Source organism: Kitasatospora sp. NPDC089509, assembly GCF_044749365.1.
Lineage (GTDB): Bacteria > Actinomycetota > Actinomycetes > Streptomycetales > Streptomycetaceae > Kitasatospora.
Window position 1 is genome coordinate 746,512 of record NZ_JBIVHS010000001.1, and the last position, 17,489, is coordinate 764,000.

16 protein-coding genes and 1 pseudogene are annotated in these 17,489 nt (G+C 72.8%); all 17 read right to left on the reverse strand.

Going from position 1 to position 17,489, the window contains the following annotated elements:
* Positions 1–19 precede the first annotated feature (19 nt).
* A complete protein-coding gene (locus ACIP4P_RS02990) occupies positions 20–1,231 on the reverse strand; it encodes an MFS transporter (protein ID WP_400914083.1) in 1,212 nt (403 codons plus the stop codon).
* Between the two features lie 160 nt (positions 1,232–1,391).
* Entirely contained in the window at positions 1,392–2,264 is an 873-nt protein-coding gene (locus tag ACIP4P_RS02995; protein WP_400914426.1) for a DNA cytosine methyltransferase, read from the reverse strand.
* Between the two features lie 121 nt (positions 2,265–2,385).
* A pseudogene (locus ACIP4P_RS03000) lies at positions 2,386–2,577 on the reverse strand (DNA methyltransferase); the annotation flags it as partial.
* Entirely contained in the window at positions 2,574–3,161 is a 588-nt protein-coding gene (locus ACIP4P_RS03005) for a hypothetical protein (RefSeq protein WP_400914085.1), read from the reverse strand. The gene ACIP4P_RS03005 and the pseudogene ACIP4P_RS03000, both read right to left, overlap by 4 nt.
* A gap of 53 nt (positions 3,162–3,214) precedes the next feature.
* Positions 3,215–4,366, reverse strand: coding sequence for a DnaB-like helicase N-terminal domain-containing protein (locus tag ACIP4P_RS03010; RefSeq protein ID WP_400914086.1), 1,152 nt, complete (start codon positions 4,364–4,366; stop codon positions 3,215–3,217).
* Positions 4,366–4,608, reverse strand: a complete 243-nt coding sequence (locus ACIP4P_RS03015) for a hypothetical protein (protein WP_400914088.1) — start codon at positions 4,606–4,608, stop codon at positions 4,366–4,368. The genes ACIP4P_RS03010 and ACIP4P_RS03015 overlap by 1 nt, the downstream gene beginning before the upstream one ends.
* Positions 4,609–4,684: 76 nt before the next feature.
* Positions 4,685–6,469, reverse strand: coding sequence for a type IV secretory system conjugative DNA transfer family protein (locus ACIP4P_RS03020; protein ID WP_400914090.1), 1,785 nt, complete (start codon positions 6,467–6,469; stop codon positions 4,685–4,687).
* Between the two features lie 109 nt (positions 6,470–6,578).
* Positions 6,579–7,814, reverse strand: a complete 1,236-nt coding sequence (locus tag ACIP4P_RS03025) for a hypothetical protein (RefSeq protein WP_400914092.1) — start codon at positions 7,812–7,814, stop codon at positions 6,579–6,581.
* Positions 7,815–7,958: 144 nt separating this feature from the next.
* A complete protein-coding gene (locus tag ACIP4P_RS03030; protein ID WP_400914093.1) occupies positions 7,959–8,462 on the reverse strand; it encodes a hypothetical protein in 504 nt (167 codons plus the stop codon).
* A gap of 75 nt (positions 8,463–8,537) precedes the next feature.
* Positions 8,538–9,035: a hypothetical protein gene (locus tag ACIP4P_RS03035; protein WP_400914096.1), complete on the reverse strand. Its 498-nt coding sequence runs from the start codon at positions 9,033–9,035 to the stop codon at positions 8,538–8,540.
* Positions 8,968–9,978: a hypothetical protein gene (locus ACIP4P_RS03040; protein WP_400914098.1), complete on the reverse strand. Its 1,011-nt coding sequence runs from the start codon at positions 9,976–9,978 to the stop codon at positions 8,968–8,970. The genes ACIP4P_RS03035 and ACIP4P_RS03040 overlap by 68 nt, the downstream gene beginning before the upstream one ends.
* 43 nt (positions 9,979–10,021) lie before the next feature.
* Positions 10,022–10,780, reverse strand: a complete 759-nt coding sequence (locus tag ACIP4P_RS03045) for a hypothetical protein (protein WP_400914100.1) — start codon at positions 10,778–10,780, stop codon at positions 10,022–10,024.
* A 98-nt stretch (positions 10,781–10,878) separates the two neighbouring features.
* Positions 10,879–11,991 (reverse strand): hypothetical protein, encoded by a 1,113-nt coding sequence (locus ACIP4P_RS03050; protein ID WP_400914102.1) that lies wholly within the window; start codon positions 11,989–11,991, stop codon positions 10,879–10,881.
* A gap of 420 nt (positions 11,992–12,411) precedes the next feature.
* A complete protein-coding gene (locus ACIP4P_RS03055) occupies positions 12,412–13,917 on the reverse strand; it encodes an ATP-binding protein (RefSeq protein WP_400914104.1) in 1,506 nt (501 codons plus the stop codon).
* 24 nt (positions 13,918–13,941) lie between these two features.
* Positions 13,942–14,391: a DUF6238 family protein gene (locus ACIP4P_RS03060; RefSeq protein ID WP_400914105.1), complete on the reverse strand. Its 450-nt coding sequence runs from the start codon at positions 14,389–14,391 to the stop codon at positions 13,942–13,944.
* Between the two features lie 35 nt (positions 14,392–14,426).
* Positions 14,427–15,896, reverse strand: a complete 1,470-nt coding sequence (locus ACIP4P_RS03065; RefSeq protein WP_400914107.1) for an SCO6880 family protein — start codon at positions 15,894–15,896, stop codon at positions 14,427–14,429.
* A gap of 60 nt (positions 15,897–15,956) precedes the next feature.
* On the reverse strand, positions 15,957–17,474 hold the full coding sequence (locus ACIP4P_RS03070) for an ATP-binding protein (RefSeq protein WP_400914108.1): 1,518 nt from the start codon (positions 17,472–17,474) through the stop codon (positions 15,957–15,959).
* Positions 17,475–17,489 lie beyond the last annotated feature (15 nt).

The following is a 17,489-nucleotide window of genomic DNA, read 5'->3' on the forward strand; positions in this document are numbered from 1 at the left end:
CCTTCGGGGAGCGGGGTGGTCAGGAGGAGAGGAGGTCGTTGAAGCGGCGCAGCAGCCACAGCGCGAAGGCGGCTCCGGCGAGCGGGACGGTGGCGACGAGCAGCGGGCCGGCCGGGTCGGCGAGGGAGGCCAGGGCGGTGCCGGCGGCTTGGCCGATGCCGATGCAGGCGATCAGCCAGGCGAACGCCTCGGTCGATTCGCCCTCGGGGGCGAGGCGGTCGACGGTGAGGAACGCGGCCGTCAGCAGCGGCGCGAGGAAGGTGCCGGGCAGTACGGTGCCGAGGACGGCGACGGCGGGCGCGGGGTCGGGCAGTAGCGGCAGCCACCCGGCGGCGAAGCCGATCGAGGCGGCGACCAGGTGCCGGGCGGGGGCGCCGGGCCAGGCGTGGCGGCCGTAGGCGAGGCCGCCGAGCATGCTGCCGATGGACAGTGCGGCCGGCATCACCCCGGCCAGCCACCCGGCGTGGTGACGTTCGGCGGCGGCCAGCGCCAGGACGTTGACGGCGCCGAGTGCGACACCGGTGCCGATCAGCGCGGCGAACAGCACCCGAAGTCCCGGTACCCGCAGCGGACCTGCCCAGTGCATGGCCTCGACTGACTCCGCAGGCAGCCAGGTACGGGAGGGGCGGGCGGTGACGACCAGACCGGTGCCGAGCAGTCCGAGCGCCGCGGTCGCCACAAGTGCGGTGGTCGCCCCGGCTCCGGCCGCGAAGCCAGCGGCCAGCAGCGGGCCTGCGACGAACACCAGGCCCTGGGTGCTGCTGTCCAGCGAGAGCGCGCTGCGCTGGCGCCCGGCGTCCGGCAGCAGCACCGGCCACAGCGCGCGAAGACCCGCCTCCAGCGGCGGCGTCGAAAGCCCCGCTAGCAGCACGGTGAGCGCGGCGACCACCGGGTGGCGCGCCGGACCGGTGCACGGCAGCAGTAGGAACGCCGTGCTCGCCGTGGCCGTGGCGGCGACGAGGACCCGGGTCTGGCCGTGGCGGTCGACCAGGCGCCCGAGCAGTGGCTGCCCGAGTGCGGAGGCGAGGCCGTACAGGGCGCCGAGGGCTCCGGCCAGGGCGAGCGGGCCGTGCTCGGCGCGCACCAGCAGCAGGATCGCGATCGGCGCCATGCCGGTGGGCAGGCGGCCGATCAGGGTGCCGCCCAGCAGGCGGGCGACGTGCGGCGCACGCAGGACAGCGCCGTAACTGCTGCTGTCCTGGGTTGGGCCGCGGTCGGTGGTGGTGCTCAAGGAGAAACGTCCTTCGGTCGTACGGGCCGGCGCCGCGCGGCCGCGCCGGACCGGGGCATGCGTAGGCATGACAGCGCCCTCGATTCGGCGCGGCTGCGGGGAGAAGAGTCCACGGATTCCGGGATTTGGTACGGCCGGGAGAAGGAGGTAGAAGCCCCCCTCAGCCGGTACGGCAGCACGCACAACGCGGAAAGGGCGGTGTCAGCAACTCAATTGCCTTGGAAGCCTGTTGGGGTACGACGCCGTTACCGAGGGCGGTGAGCTGGGCGGGGCGGCCGAGGCCGGGGGTGGCGGTCACCCAGCCCGGCGGAAGCCCTTGCATCCACTCGACGAACTCCGCCCGGAGCTTGCCGCCCTCGTCGGTGGCCGCCGGCGCCGGGCGGGTGAGCGTCTCCCATCGAGCGACAGCTGCGGCGTAGGGTCCCCACCGTCCGGGGTCGTGCCGTCCAGCGGCGTCTCCGTCCACAGTGCCAGCGCTACCGCCGCCGGGGTCGGTGCGGCTCGGCGCCGGGGGGAGCACGAGGCCGGGTTCCGGGGTGAGGAGGGCCGCAGTGAAGCCGCTGCCGAGGGCAGGGTCAGGTCCCCACCACCGTGCCGCTGATTCGGTGAGCCCTTGGTGCCATCGCTCGCCTTCGGTGTTGGCAGGAGCGTCACCGCCGTCCGCAGGTCCAAACCGCCCTCGCCGTGCAGACCTGGACCATTGGTGTCCGAGGTCCGGGGAGTTGGCAACAGGGTGCCCGGCATCGCCGCTGGGCCACGCGGTGAGGAAGACCCGAGCCCGGTGATGGGGTGCGCCGACGTCGGAGGCACGAAGCACGAGCCACTTCGCGTCGTACCGGAGCTGGGCCAGGGTGCCGAGTACGGCGCCAAGTGCCCGAAGATCACGTTGAGTTGGGTCGTCTCCCAGACACCACGGGCAGCGTTCCACGTCGCCAGCGGAGGCGGCGACGGCGGGGGAGGTGAGCAGTCCTCGTACATTCTCGACCACCAGGAGGTGTGGGCGCAGGGCCTCGACAGCGCGGGCCACGTGCAGCCAAAGGCCGGATCGGGTTTCGGGGTTGAGCCCGGCGCGGCGGCCGGCGACCGAGACGTCTTTGACAGGGAAAACCTGCCGTCAGGACACACACCCGCGGAACGTTGGCCCAGTTGACCGTCGTGATGTCGCCCAGGTTCGGCACACCGGGCCAGTGGCGGGACAGCATCGCGGACGGTCCGGGCTCGGTCTCGGCATGCCAGGCGACGGAGCCGCCGAACACGGCCAGCACCCCCAGGTCGAGACCGCCGTACCCGCTGCACAGACTCCCGACCAGCGGGCCGGGACCGGCGGACAAGGGCGTCTGCGTCATCGCAGGCGCCGGTCGGCGTGAGCGGCGGCTGCGGCGGGGGCTGGTGCGGGGCCGCCCAGGTCCGCTGGAACAGGCGTGGCGGTGGTGGCCGATCGGCTCAGCGCGGCTTGCCGGCGAAGGTCCTCGGTCGGTGGCGAGAGGTGCTGGGCGGCCTGGTTCAGGGTCCGAGTGCCGTGGCGGAGTTCGTCGCGGGCCGTCTCGACGGCGTACTCGATCACCCGGACCGCGTCTTTGCGGCCCTCCCGGGCCCAGGGGAGGTGACGGTTTTCGGTGGTCTGGCCGAGGAAGCCGAGCTGGTGAGCGACCGTCCCGAGAGCGGCGGAGGCTTCGCCGAGACTGCCGATGGCTTCGGCGTACGCCATGGCGGCGCGGATCGCGTGGCCGGGCGCCGGCTGATCGGCGGCGCGGTCGGAGAACTCCTCTCCCAGTTCCCGGATGAGGGTGCCAAGTTCGGATATCTGCCCGCCGACCTGCACGGCATCGGGAATCTGGGCCGGTCCGGTGGCGGGAAGCAGCGCTTCCTGCTGCTGCAGGGCGTTCGCCTGGGTGCGCAGGGCGAGCGATTCGTCGAAGGGAGTGTTCACAGGTGGTTCCTGGATGAGTGGTTGGTGATGGTGGAGGGGACGGAGGGATCGGTTCAGCGCGAGCGGGCGGGGGTTCGCTGGATCGCTGCGGCGCCGGGCGGGGCGCTCCTCGGGACGTAGGGCGACTGGGGGCTTCGGGACAGTGCCGCGCGTACCCGGGCCTCAGGGTCCGAGCGCCCTGCCGGGTCGGCCTTCTCTGCTGCGGGTGAGGGGACTTGGTTGGCCGTGTGCCAGCGGGCACGTACCTCGTCGAGCGGGCCGAGGGCGTGCAGGGCCTGGCCGATGAGCCGACCGGGCGCCATGGCCGAGCCCTCGGCGAATGCTTTGATCGTGGCGGCGGCTCCGGCGGCGGTGCGGACGACGGAGGAGCGGATGACCTGGTCGCCCAGCCACTCGGCCGAACCCGCCCCTGGTCCGCCGAAGAGGCTGTCGAGCTGTTCGCGCGAGATCGTGCCATCGGCCAGCAGGCCGCGCCGCTGGACCTCCCACAGGGCGGTCACCCCGTCGATCGGCTCACCCCGATGGTGGAGGGCGCCGAGGCAGCGGTAGACCTGGCCGTGGCCGGCATCGGCGAAGTCGCCGGGCCGCAGCCAGTCATAGACCTCGGTCATCGCCGCAGGCTGGCTGACGAGGACGGCCAGGAGGAACCGCTCGTCCTCGGTCCCCTCGGGCCCGACCGGTGAGGGAGGAGCGGTCGGGCCCGTTGCGGGCGGAGGGATGGGCCGGGGCTCGGCGCCCCAGCGCCGGGCGAGGTCGCCGAGAACACCGGTGAGGATGTCGGCGTGGTGCAGGACGCCCTCGACCTCGTGTGCTTCGGCGTCGATCCGGGCGACGTGCTCCAGGCGGACGGCGTGTTCCAGCACCGTGCGGTGGATGGAGCCTTCGAGGACCATCCGGCCGTATATCGGGGCGTTCTGCGGGCGCGGACATGCGGCGATCAGTGTGTGCGCGTACGAGGCGCTCAGTCCGCGCACCTCGCGGCCGGCCTCGGTGAGGGCGTCGGTCACCCACGACAGCGGCACCGCGCCGTCAGCTTCCCGGACGGGCTGCTGGCCGGCGGCCAGGTTCCGTATCGCGGTGAACAGGGCGCGGTGGGCCGGGCGGTAGAAGTCGGCGGGCGTCAGCCAGGCCAGCGTGTCGAGCTGGGCCGGGTCGAGCAGGACCGCGCCGAGTAGGGCTTGCTCGCCCTTGAACAGCGCGTCCATCACCGCTTCCCCGTCTGCTTCTTCCGGGCGGCAGCCTGGTCGTCCCGCAACCGGGCGACCTCGCGGTCGGCGGCGGCCATCGCGACGGCGAAGCGGTCCAGCTCACCAGTGAAGACCGGGTCGGTGGCCAGGATCGAACCGGTGCCGGTGATCAGCCACCACTGGCCGCCCCGTCGGACGACCGGCGCTCCGGCCAACGGAACCGAACGGTGCCGGGCGGCGGGCGAGTTGATGTCGGACATGAAGACCTTCCGGGAATTGATCGGTGGTTCAGCTGCTGCGGTGGGCGGTTACCGGGCCAGCTGCCGGGTGGTGTGGTCAGGCGGAGAGAGTGAAGTCGTCGCGGCCGGCAATGCTCTTGGCGATGGCGCGTTCGGTGATGGCCTTGGTGGCGCGGGCGGAGGCCGGGCCGATCTCCTTGGCGGAGCGCTCCTTGTACCAGGGCTTGATGTTGAGCATCGCCACGCGCATGCCGGTCGCGAAGAGCAGGATCTTGCCCTTGGGCAGGGCGCGGATCTCGTCGGGCGGCAGGATGCGCGCGGTGCGCATCGACACCGACGTCGACTTGCCGCTGTCGGAGTTGGACACGGAGACGGTCTGCACGTCGTGCTCGCCGATCTGCCGTGACAGCTTGTCCGCGAAGTCGGCGTCGTCGATGCCGCTGCCGATCACCTTGACGGTCGCCGCGGACCAGAGGGCGTCCATTCCGGCTTCTCCCCAGCAGCGCTGGCCCTGCCGGTAGGACTGCAGGATGGTGATCGGGATGACGCCCCGGCTGCCCAAGTGGCTGTACAGGTCAGGGAGATCGGAGATCCGGCACACGTTCGCGGCCTCGTCGAGGACGCACAGCGCGGGCGGGTCGAGTCGTCCGCCGGAGCGTTCGGCGACGATGACGGCCGCGCGCATCACCGCGTCGGCCGCAGCGGCGATGATCGCCGATGCGCTGCCACCGCCGTCCTTGCTGAGCAGGAACAGCGTGTCGCGGGAGGAGGCGAAGTCGAACGGCTTGAACTCCGCAAGGTCGGGCGCGGGGGTGACCCAGGCGGCGATCTCCGGGTCGAGCAGGCAACTGGCGTACTGGCGCGCCGTCTCGTAGATGCCGTCCCTGGTCTCGGTGGCGCCGGTGACGGTGCCCTGCAGCTGGGCGGCGACCGCGTGGTGGCTGGCGTCGGTGAGCAGGTCGATGGGGGTGCGGTCGGAGGGGGAGGCGAGCCAGGCCAGCACGTCGGTGATCGGGCGGCGATGGCTCGCCGCAGCCAGGAAGAGCGACCCGAGCGTGTTGCTCGCCGCGGTCGACCAGAAGTCGGAGCCACTGGACTCGTCCACGCTCGCAGTGACGAAGTGCCCGGCCAGACGCTTGGCGCCGGCCAGGTCGCGGGCGTCGGCGAGGATGTCCCACCACATCTCGCGCGGGTGGTGCGCGATCTGCTGGGGGTCGAGCGTCCAGACCGTGCCGACCTTCGCACGGGCGTCGACACACGCCGTAAAGGCGTCGTTGGCGGCCTTGTTCGACGTCAACAGAACGGGGCCAGGGGCTGCCAAGATTGCGGGGATCGCGATGCCGCTCGTCTTGCCGGAGCGGGGCGCCATGATGGCGACCATCACGTCCTCCCACGAGGCCCGGACCTCGGCCTTGCCCGGGGAGAGCGTGCCGATGGGGATGCCGCGGTCGGCCGGGGCGATGTCCTTGACATCCCTCAGGCTCGGGCGCAGGCTGCGGGCCTTGGCGGTGATCTCCTTGTCCAGCAGCGGCGCGATGTCCGCCCGCCGGGCCATGCCGCTCCTCGTCCCGGAGCGGTGGCGCAGCCACAGGATGAGCGCGGTGACTGCGAGGGCGAGGGTGAGCGCACCGGGAACGATGCGGGCACCGGCCAGGGCGGCGACTGGCTCCAGGTGGGGCCACAGCCGGTCGGGGTGGAGGAGGGCCTCGGTGGCATGGAACGGCGCCCAAGGGCCGGACCCAACAAGGGCATTGGTGAGGTTGCCGGTCAGCCAGGCGAGCGAGCCGAAGGCGAGGGCTGCGCCGACGACGGCGAACAGGGAGTAGAGGAGCGCGTCCGTACCGGTGCTGGTCGACGGCGCGCCGGTGCGCGGGGCAGGCAAGAGGAGATCCAGGAGGGTGCGAGCGGGCGGCGGCGGGCGGGGCGCGCTCGGCTCTCGTACGGATCACCACGGGACTGCCCTCTTTCGGAGTTGGGGGTGGCGGAACGTTTCAGCGTATGCGGGCGGCAGGCCGGACAGGCGCTGCCGCGGGCGTGCCGGCCTGTGTGGGGGCGGCGTTGGCAGCGGCGGAGGGCCCAGTCCGCAGGGTGGCGGGGGTGGTGATGCTGCGGGCGAGGGCCGCGCGGGTGCGCAGGTCCTCGGCGGCAAGGACGTCAGCGGTGCCAGCGGTGTCGGACCTGGCGAGCTGCACCTCGTCGAGGACCCCGGCGAGTTCGGCCTGGGCGGTGACGAGCTGGTCGGACGCGGCGCCGAACCGGTCGGAGAGTTCGTACTGGTCGGGGTCGAGATCGGTGATCTGCTCGGAGGCGCTCTCCAGGGCCTCCTGGAGACGGACGAGTATCCCGTCGTCCGGGTCGAGCAGTTCGTCAAGGACCCCGGCGAGTTCGGCGAAGTCGGCGGCGCCGCGAATCGTGTCGGTGAGATGGAGGATCTGCCGACCCGGCGTGTCGAGCGGCTCGACGTGGAGCTTGGGGTCGAGGTCGACGTTGTAGCGGGCGGCGCGCAGCATCTGGGTGGCGTGGGTGGCGATGGAGGCTGCTTCGGGGCGGGGTGTGGTGGTGGGCAGGCGGTGTCGGCGGCCGTGCCAGTCGTCGATCTGTTGGAACCCGGCGTGCCGGAGCAGGGTGGCGGAGAGGTCGTCGCCGGTGCCGGTGGCGACGATGCTGCCGCTGGGCTCGGCGTTGATGGTGATGACGGGCATCCGGTGGTCCTTGGCGGTGGTGACGGTGCGGGTGAGATGGCCGAGTTCGGCGGCGATACGGGTGCACTCGGCCTGCACGTGGAAGGGGTCCCGGTAGGTGCCGTGGAGGTAGCCGTCCTCGCGGACGACGGTGGCGACGACGTGCACCGACCGGTCGCCGTTGCGAATCGCGGCCCACCGGCAGCCGTGCGGGTCCCCGGCGGGGGCGAGTCCGGCCGCGGTGACCAGGCGCCGGGCGACGTCGGCCCACTGGGCGTCGCTCAGGTCCGGGTGGTGGGGGTCGGAGCGCACCGAGCACATCCACACCGGCTGCTCGGGCGCCCGGGAGCCGATCCGCAGCGCCGGGGCGTCGAGCACGCCTCCGCCGAGGACCTCCTGCAGGTCGCCGAACAGCGGCAGCTGCTTGTCGCCGCGGTAGTCGGCGCCGATCAGCCGGGGGCGCCGGCGGCCACGTGGGTCGTCCAGATCGTACAGGGCGGGGATCAGCTCGGCCGTGGTGGTGGCGCGCTGCAGGTGAGCGATCACGAGCCTCCCATTCTCGGACGGCGGACGGTGGGGCCCGGCGGACGGGCTGACGGGGACAGGATCCGCAGATCCGCCGGTTTGGCCCGGCCGGAGATCGGTGGTAATCGGTCGTCGGCCGGGACCAGGCGGTGTGCTGTGGGGGTGTCAGCGCCGCGCGGTGAGCTGGTGGTCGCGGGTGAAGTCCTCGCAGGCCCACCGGGCGAGGCGCTGGTCGTTGTGCAGCCGGGCCCAGCGGCCGTCCTTGCGGATGACGGTGGCGACGAGGTCGAGCCGGTCGCCGGTATTGCGCAGGGCCACCCACCGGCAGGCGTCAGGGTCGCCGTTCGACTCGATGCCGGTGGCGTCGAGTACCTGCCACATCAGCTCGAACCACAGGTCGTCGCTGAGCGCGCCGGTGCTGCGTATCGAGCAGTGCCAGGTCAGACGCCGAGAGGGGGTGTGGCCGGTTCGGGGCTTGCGCAGCGCCACCGGCTCGTCCAGCAGCGCGGCCAGGTCCGGCAGGACGATGTCCTCCTCGGCGGGCGGGCCGGGCGACCACGACGCCAGCAGGTAGGACTCGAAGCCGGGATCGTCGTTGTACAGCGCGGCGAGCAGGTCGGGGGTGCTCTCGGTGCGCTTGACGGTGCAGTACAGAGGGGAGGTGGCCATGGTTCTGCGTTCCGAATCAGATTGCGGTGAGAGTGAGTTGGGGACGGCGACGTGCGCCGGGCAGGACGCTGGCGGTCAGACGAAGGGGTTCTCGGTCGGCCGGTCGGCGTCGACGGCCGCCTCCAGCAGCTCGGGCAGGTCGCGCGGCTCGCAGGCGCGCTGGTCGATCCACCAGCCGGCGCGGGTGATCGTTCGGGCCTGGTCCTCGATCCGCTCCCACTGCAGCTCCGACATGCCGCTGTCGAGGACGAGGGCGGTGTAGGCGGCGGCGAGGACCTGGTGGCGGCAGCGGGCCCCCCAGGCGACGCCCTTGGCGGTGCCTTCCAGCGGCGGCATCCGGAACTGCTCGGACCAGGCGTCGGATTCGGCCTGTTCGGTGGCGCGCTTGGCTGCCAGCCACTGAGCCTTGCCCGCTTCGTCCTCGCTCTGGGCGGCGCGCCAGCAGTCGGTGCAGTCCTGCTTGGCCAGCCACTCGGCGAAGCCGGCCCGGCGGTCGGCCGGACGGTCACCAAGATCCCTTGCCGATTCGTGTCCGCACTGGTGGGCGATCTGCCAGACCTTCTTCACAGCCATCTGAATTCTGTTCCTTGGTGATCGGGGGAGTGGTCATCAGGCACGCGCACTGGCCGGGTGGCCGCTGACGGCGGGCCGGGGCGTCGGCGTCGGCAGGGTTGCGTCGGTTGACGTCAGTGGCGCAGGCCGGGACGACCGGCGCTCGGCGGCCCGGGCGCAAGCGGTGGCTGCGCCTGCTGCCCGGCGCGGGTGGGCACGGCGGTAGGAGAGGTGGCCAGGGCGGCGCTGACGCGGGCGTCGGTGGCGGCCGTGACGCCGGAGGCCCGCACCGCCGGTTCGGCCAGGGCCGGTCCGGGGTGTGGGCGGCGGAAGCGGCGGTCTGGCTGACCAGGCCAGCCTGACAGTCATACGCGAAGCCCTCGGCCTGCAGGTAGTCGATCGCCCGGGTCACTGCCGCCCGGCGCTCTGCCGGGTCGGTCATGGAGGAGGCAAGCCGGTGGTGGGTCTGCTGGTCGGTGGTGACCGCGACGAACCCGGCTCGGTGAAGCAGTGACTCGGCTCGGTTCCGTCGGTCCTGGACGTCCTGCTCGGCCGGAACACCACGACGGTCGAGGTGCCCGTCGAGGGCGGCGTGCATCGGCGCGACATCGGTTCGGTGCTGCTGGTCGAGTCCCCCGGGCCGGCTGTCGTACAAGACCTCGACGTCGACCTTGCCGGAGAGGGGATCGAGCCAGCCCATGACCCAGCCGTTCTGCGGTCCCGTCGTCTCGAGGTCCTCGTCGATGTCGTCGAACGTGGGGCCGGCGAGCAGGAAGCTGCTGTCCGGGAGCCGTGCCTCGATGTGTTCGCCGGTTTCGAAGTCGATGGTGAAGCCGACTCCTCGCTTCACCAGCGGAACGGAGACGGCCGCGAACCGGTCGGTCGGTAGCGGTGGACGGGTGAGGGCGGTGACGCCGCGGTTGTCCTCGGAGAACCGGACAGGCTGAATGTGGATCGAGTGCATGCTGTGCTCCTGGGTGACGGCCGGACGGTGCGGCACGGGTCGGTCAGCGGGCGCGGGCGAAGGCGATGCGCGGGTCACCCGCCGCGGCCGGCGGGCTCGCGACGACAGCGGGCACCACGCTGGCGGGTGCCTTGAGCGCGGCCTCGTCGACGCGGAACTTGTGCGTGGTGAACGCCTGGCGGACCGCCGCGCGGTGGGCGGCGACGTCGTCGGCGAGCTGGGGCTGCATGGCGACCTGGAAGTGACCGCGCCGCAGTCCCGAGACGGTGTGGGCCACCACGTCGAGCGACTCCTCCCGGGTACCGGCCGGGGGGAGGTAGACGTCCAGATCACGGTGGTGACGCCAACTATCGGTGACCAGGAAGATGCCCGGGTTGAAGGGCAGATCGTCGTTGACAGCAGCGACGATGCCCAGGCTCGGGTGCTCGGCGATGGCGACGTCCGGACCGGCGTCCTGCGCGGGTGCACGCTGCGGCCCGGGGACCTCCGGCGTGGCGCGCTCCTGTCGACCTTGGACCCGTTCCTGCCCCTTGGTCTTCGCGGGAGCCAGGGACATGTCGGTGTCGACGCGGTAGCCGGCGCCGGCGAGGAGCTTGGCGGCCCAAGCGGCACGCTCAGGGGCCTCGCGGTGCTGCTCGGTGAGCGTGTACAGGCGCGGGTTGCCGGGCAGACGCTCGAAGTCGAGGCGTTCCAGCATCCACTGGGCGGCCGGGTTCTGTGCGGGCAGGGAGGCGACGATGCCGTGGCTCGGGTGGCGGCCGATGGCGACGTCGGGAAGCTGGGTGGGTTCGGCGGCAGGCACCGTGGGGCTCCGCTTCGCTGGTTCGGACGGTGGACCGGTGGGCGGGGCGAGTTCTGTTCCGGCGGGGCACAGCGGTCGTCCTTCCTGGACAAGGGAGTTCAGCGGCGCGGCCCGGCAGCGCGCGCGGCGGCCGGAGCGGCCAGGACGGCCTCGGCCGGGTGGCCGGTGAGGGTGCGCACGGCGGTGGGGGAAGTAGCGAGCGCGGCCAGCACCCGGACGTCGGGGCCGCCCGTGGCTTGGGCAGCGGGCCGGGTACGGCCGGCGTGGACGGTGTGCCGGTCGGCGAGGTCGCCGCGCATCGCCCGAATCTCCCGCACGTAGCCGTCCGCCATGTCCGCGATGTAGCGCAGGCGCGCGGCGTAGTGCGGATCGGAGGCACCGCCCAGGCCCTCCCACCAGCAGGCGCTCTGGTGGAGCACGCCGACGACCTGGTCGAGGACGCCGTCCCCGGGCGCGGTCAACTCGCTCAGCGCGTCGGCCACCTCCCGGGTGTGCCCGGCCCCGGCGATGGCCTCTCCGACCTGGACCAGCGACCGGGACGGGGGCAGCGTCGGCGGGAGGCGGTGGTCGATCAGGTCCGCCGGGCAGGTGAACCCGTAGCCGATGGCGCGCAGGTAGTCGACAGCCCGCGTCACAGTGGCCTTGCGCTCGCCGGGGTCGACCATGGCGGCGGGAAGCCGGTGATGGGTCTCGTGAAGGCGCACGACGGGGACGAACCCGGCCCGGTGGAGGGCGGACTCCGCTCCTGCGCGAACGGCCTGGACCTGCTGGCGGGACGCTACTGCGAGGCCGTCGAGGTGCTCGTCGACGGCGGCCAGCAGCGCGGGCACGTCGCCCCCGTGGCTGGCGTCGGCCCCCTTGGGCCCGCTGTCGTAGACGACTTCGAACAGCTCGGGGTTGTCCGGGTGGTCCCGCGTCACGAGCCACGCCTGCGGGAAGCCGGGGACCTCGTGGCTCCCGAATTCGTACTCCGGCGGGGGCGAGATCCTCAGGCAGGTCCCGTCGTTCAGCCGGGCGACGACGACGTAGTCGTCCGCCCCGAAGTCGACCCGGATCTCAAGGCCCCGCTGGGCTAGGGGACGGGTGACGTGGGCGTAGCGCCGACCCGGACCCTTGGCGGCACGGTCGGACAGGGTATCCGGGCCGTGGATGTGGGCGGTGACACCGAAGCCGTTGTCGGCGAACAGGACGGTCAGCTGGTCGGGTTGCATGGGGATGCTCCTGCGAGGTGTGCGCCCGGTGGCGTGGTGGGCAGGCGCTGATGATGCCGGGGAGAGGGAACTTGGACCGGCCGCGAAACGGTGATAGGCGCGCACCGCGTGCGGCGCGGTGCGCCGGGTGCCGACGCGCCGGGTGCCGACGCGGCGGGCACCGGCACCGCAGCACTGGCGCCGTGGAACTGGCCCCTGCGGGCGAGCGCGGGCTTGACCTGCTACTCGCGGTCCGGCACGAGCAGACCGATCCTCGGTGCGACGTGCGCGGCGAGCGTGGAGAGCGGGCCGTCCGGGATCCGCACGGTGCTCCCACGCCTCCTGGGTTGCGCAGGCCCTCGGCGCGTTCTCTGGTCGCCTCGGCAGGATTCAACGTCGTTGTCAGGCACGTGAGTTCAGGATTCCCGAAAGGCCGGGTGGTCAGGCGGCCATGCGGAAGTCGGTGTCGTAGAGCGCTCGTTCGCGTGCGTGGAGGAGGTGCTGGACGATGAAGGAGAGCGAGGCGACCTTCCACAGGCCCCGGCCGCGGGTGAGGGAGGCGATGGCCTGGGCTTCGACGCCGGTGAGGCCGAGCAGGGCCATGGCGGCGGGGATCTGGTCGGGTTCCTGGCGGTAGATGATCCGCGTGCTGCAGTCGGCCAGGAGGCCTTCGGCCAGGACACGTCCGCGTGATCCGGCGTCGCCTGCGGAGAGCAGGTCGGAGAGCCGGTGCAGGATCAGCAGGTTGGCGATGCCCAGGCCCCGCGAGAGCTTCCACTGCTGCTGCATCCGCTCCAGCAGGCCGACGTGGCGCATGATCCGCCACGCCTCGTCGTAGATGACCCATCGCCTGCCGGCGGCGGGGTCCGCGAGTGCGGCCTCCATCCACGCGGAGGCGCAGGTCATCGCGAGGACGAGGGCGGTGTCGTCGCCGCTGCTACCGAGGCGGGACAGGTCGATGGAGAGCATCGGCGCGTTCGCGTCGAACACGACGGTGGACGGGGCGTCGAACATCCCGCTGAGGTCGCCGTGGACCAGGCGGCGCAGGGCGTGGGCGAGGTCGTCGGCGGCATGGCCGAGGCTTCCGGCCTGGCCGCCGAGGGCGGCGTCGAGGCGGTCGGGGCGGCCGAGGACGTGGGCAATGTCGCCGAGCAGCGGCACGGTGCCGGCAGTGTCGGCGTCAGCGACGACCAGGTCGAGCGCGACGTCGAGGCCGGTGTGCTCCATCGGCAGCAGGTCGCGCTTGAGTACGGTGGCCGCGAGGCTGGCCAGCAGGAGGAGGCGGCGCTTGCGGACCTCGCTGTTCCAGTCGTCTTCGCTCACTCCGGCCGGACGCTGCGGTGCGTCCAAGGGGTTTATCCTACCCGGCAAACCCGGACCCAAGGCGATCGTCTGCCCGCCCAACTCCTGGGCGAGAGTGGACCATTCGCCCTTGGGATCGCTCGGCACGTAGATCTTGTACCCGTGGGCGATGGCCCGGGTGGCGATCGACTTGGCCAGGGCGCTCTTGCCCATACCGATGACGCCACACAGGATCGCGTTCGGGTTCGTAAACCCCTCTATTCGGCCGGAGTTGTAGAGGGCGAAGGGGTCGTAGCAGAAGCTGCCCTCGGCGTGGAGGTCGCGGCCGATGAAGATCCCCTCGGCGCCGAGACCGGCTTCCGCAAGGAAGGGGTAGGCCCCGCCGGCGACGGCGGTGGTCAGGCGGTGCTTGGGCAGACGGAGCTTGCCGCCGCGAGCGGAGGCGGGACCAGGTCGGCCAGCGGCCGGGTAGGCGGGCTGGACGTCCGCGTCGGGGCCGCTGTTCCTGGGGCGTTCGGCGGTGGGCTGCGCGTAACGGGCCTTGGTGCGGGCCTGGGCGAACTCAGCCCGGGCGGCGCGCTGTTGGGCGCGGGTGCTCTTGCGCGGGACGAACAGGGGGCTGGCGGTGGCGCGGTTCCTGGGCATGATCACGGATTTCGGGGATGGGGGTCAGCGGCGGACGAGGCCGGTGAACGGGGCGTGCAGGTCGGCGGGGGTGGCGCGGCGGCGCACCAGTTGCGCGGTCTCCTGGTGACGGCGGCAGATGGTCAGCTCCGGCGCGCCCTCGGGCAGGCGGGCGCGGCAGGCGTCGGGGCCGGGGACCTCGCCGCTGCCGGGCCGGGGCGAGGCGTGGTAGGCGGAGTGGAGGTGGTCGGCGGTCTGCCACAGGCGGGTGCGGGCGGCCTTGAGGTGCTCTCCCTCGGCTGGCAGCAGCGGGGCGGTGCGCTGGGCGTGGGCGTCGAGGAGGCCGTGCAGCGCGACCAGGTGCTCGTGGAGCGAGTCGAGTTCGGAGCGGGAGGCGACCAGCGGGCCGGTGGGGATGTTGAGCGCGCGGTGGAAGTCGATTGCGGCGGTCGCGTACGGGACGAAGTCCTGCGCGACGGGGGCGGGGGCCGGCATCAGGGGTGCTCTTTCGGGAGGCGGGAGGGCCGGCGTCAGGCGGCGAGGGCGAACGGCAGGGCGGAGGCGGTGAACGCCTCGGCCTGCTGCCAGGTGAGTGGGCGCAGGTCGAGCTGGGCGCCCACGGCGGCGGTCTCCACCACGGCGCAGGCGGAGCGAAGTTCGCCCTCGGTGTCCGCGCTGACGGTCAGCAGGCCGGTGAGGGCGACGTCGGCGTGGCCGGCGATCAGCTGTCGCTCGCGGTCCTGGATGTCCTGGTACTCCACGGAGTCGGCTTCGCTGGAGACCTGGCCCTTGCGGGCGCGCTCGGTGGAGTCGGCGATCACGCTGGCCTTCTTGCGGCGCACGTCGCGCAGCGCCGAGTCGAGGTCCTGCGGCTCGTAGGCCAGGGAGACGGTGCGCCGCACGCCGGAGGCGAACATGAGCTGGTGGAGGAAGCCGGGGTTGACCTGCGTCCTGGGCCAGTTCTCCACCCAGTAGGTGCTGTGGTGGGCGGAGTCGGTCGAGATGTGGTCGGCCTTCTCCACTACGACCACCGGGCCGGCGGCGCCCGGGTCGGCGGACGGACGCCCGTCCTCGGACCAGCGGTCCAGTGCGGCACGGGACTTGGGGTCGTAGGCGGTGCGGGCGACGGCGGCGATCTCGCCGGCGGACAGCCAGCCGGCCGGGGTGAGGCCGGCGGTGCGGGCGGACTGCTCGAACGCGGAGGTGAGCTGGGCCAGAACCGCGAAGGCGCCGGTCAGGCCGCCGCCGGCCTGGTTGATCAGCCGTCGTGCGCCCTTGAAGTCCAGGGCTATGGCGACGTACGCCTCGTGCGGGGCTGCGGCCGGACCGGCGCCGCGGATCAGCTCCCCGTACAGCTCACCGGCGAGCGGGGCGTCAGGGCGGCCGTGTTCCTCCCAGTAGCGGCGAAGCGCGTCGCCGGTGTCCGGGACGGTGCGCTCGATGACCTGGATGCGGGCGACCTGGCCGGTGCGGGCGAGCGCCGCGAGCGCGCGTCCCCACCCGCTGACGTTGGCGTTCTGGGTGCCGGGGTCCAGAAGGGCGTAGGCGCGGGAGGAGACCTTGACGATCGCGGTGAGGTTGCCGGCGTGCGGGTCGTGGACGGCGCCGTAGCGGCCATCGGGGGCGGTGACGACACGCAGGCTGGCCGCGCTGCCCGGCAGGTGGAGCAGGCCCTCGCGCACCGGGCGGGAGGAGGGGCGGGTGAGCCAGATGAGCTGTCCGCGCAGGCGCCGCAGGCCGTAACGGGCGGCGACGGGCGCCCAGTCGGCGAGGGTGCGGCCCCGGTAGCGGATGAACACCAGGGCGGCGACTCCCGCCCACAGAGGTATGAGCTGCAGGGCGCCGGTGACGCCCCGGGTGATGAGCACGGCGAGCAGCAGCAGGCCGGTAACGGCGCAGGTGATCAGCTGCGGGGCGCTCAGGCCGAGCAGCACACCTCGGCGGCTGCGGTGGGGGAACTTGACGGACGCAGGGGTGGCGTCGGGCGTCGAGGAGGACATCGGGATTCCAGAGGGATGAGCGTGCGGGCGGCGAGCGAGGGCGCGGCACTCTTCTGGACGTCATCGCGGACGCTCCTTCCAGGGGCTCGGGGGCGGGGCCCGGGGGGGGGGGGGGGCGGCCCCCCCCCCCCCGGGGGGGGGGGCCCGGCAGGGAACCGGGGGTGTGGGGCGGGTTGGGGAGAACCAACCGGCCCGGTACCGCGCGGGGGGGGCCGCCGGGGGCGGTGCCGGGGCGGCCGGTCCTCCAGGTGCCGGTGCGGAGGCCCCGGGCGTGGGCGCGCTCGCGGCTGGGGGCACGGCAGTCCCGGACGGCGAGAGCATGCCCGCCGCGACGGCGTCCTGGAGGGGCGGTGCGGCCGGGGCCTCCTGGCCGCCGCCGGACTGCGGCTGCCCGCCACCTTCCCCGGGCGAGGCCCGGGTGATCAGGGCCGGCAGGCCGGGCCGGGTGACCAGGGCACGTCCGCGGTCGCCGCCTGCGCTCGGGTCCTCGCCGGAGCGGAACTTCGTCTGCTGCCGCGCGGGGCCGGCGTCGATCCCCTCCTGGCTGATCCGCCCGGTCGGATCGATGCCGGAGGCGCCACCGCCACCGCCCATGCCCGGGACCTTGGCTGGGCCCTGCGGCGCCGGGACGCCGATGCCCATCTGCATGGCCAGCGAACCGGCGGTCTTCGCCGCCCCGGCCGCGACCGCCATGCCAGCCATGCCGGTACGGTGCGTGTCGTCGTGGCCGCTGCCGTCCGTCGCCCAGTGGACGAACTTGTAGACGGCATACGGGCACAGCAGCACCATCACCATGATCACGACACCCGCCATAGCGTCGGACAGGGCGGCCATACCGTCCTTGGCGTCCGTCTTGCCGAGCGCGGAGACACCGACGAGGAAGACCACCGTCATCAGCAGCTTGGACACGATCAGGGTGGCGGTGGCCTCGATCCAGCCGCGCCGCCACCGCTGGGCGACCTCCCAGCCGCCACCGGCCCCGGCGAACGCGGCGAGCACCACCAGGATCAGCACGCCGACCTTGCGGGCGACCATCACGCCCCAGTAGAGGAACGCCCCGATCGCACTGCCGACCGCGACGAGGGCGGGGATGGCCCAGCCGAGGGCGAACATGGGGCCGAACTGGCTGATCTTGATCATGCGCCTGACCGCGTCGGCGACGCTGGTGTGCGCGGCCTGCAACAGCCCGGCCGACAAGGCGTCGACCACGGTCACCGCGACCGCGGTGAAGCTGATCGCACCGAAGGTGAACAGGACACCGGTCATCGTGCCCCAACCGGCCTTGGCCAGCGCCCGTTCGTCCCGCCGCCAGGCCGCCAGGATCAGCTGCGCGCAGAACGTGCCCACGGTCAGAATCAGCCCGATCGGCAGGATCAGCTGGTAGTTGTCCCTGAACCACGGCGCCGACAGGTCGATGGCCGTGGTCTCGTCGACCGCCTTCGCGCACAGGTCGACGGCGCTGGCCGCCAGCTCGCCCATGCTCTTGGCGATCCACGCGCCGATGCCGTCGGTGACGCTCTTGCCCGGGTCGCTGGCGAAATTGATGCCGTCGACGACGTTGCACAGCTGGGCGACCATCGGGAGATTGCAGAT

Coding starts and splice junctions, on each gene's coding strand:
- ACIP4P_RS03050 (WP_400914102.1), bottom strand. CDS start 11,991: ATGCAACCCGACCAGCTGACCGTCCTGTTCGCCGACAACGGCTTCGGT.
- ACIP4P_RS03035 (WP_400914096.1), bottom strand. CDS start 9,035: ATGGCTGTGAAGAAGGTCTGGCAGATCGCCCACCAGTGCGGACACGAA.
- ACIP4P_RS03010 (WP_400914086.1), bottom strand. CDS start 4,366: ATGGACGCGCTGTTCAAGGGCGAGCAAGCCCTACTCGGCGCGGTCCTG.
- ACIP4P_RS03015 (WP_400914088.1), bottom strand. CDS start 4,608: ATGTCCGACATCAACTCGCCCGCCGCCCGGCACCGTTCGGTTCCGTTG.
- ACIP4P_RS03065 (WP_400914107.1), bottom strand. CDS start 15,896: ATGTCCTCCTCGACGCCCGACGCCACCCCTGCGTCCGTCAAGTTCCCC.
- ACIP4P_RS03030 (WP_400914093.1), bottom strand. CDS start 8,462: ATGGCCACCTCCCCTCTGTACTGCACCGTCAAGCGCACCGAGAGCACC.
- ACIP4P_RS03055 (WP_400914104.1), bottom strand. CDS start 13,917: ATGCCCAGGAACCGCGCCACCGCCAGCCCCCTGTTCGTCCCGCGCAAG.
- ACIP4P_RS03040 (WP_400914098.1), bottom strand. CDS start 9,978: ATGCACTCGATCCACATTCAGCCTGTCCGGTTCTCCGAGGACAACCGC.
- ACIP4P_RS03070 (WP_400914108.1), bottom strand. CDS start 17,474: ATGGTCGCCCAGCTGTGCAACGTCGTCGACGGCATCAATTTCGCCAGC.
- ACIP4P_RS03060 (WP_400914105.1), bottom strand. CDS start 14,391: ATGCCGGCCCCCGCCCCCGTCGCGCAGGACTTCGTCCCGTACGCGACC.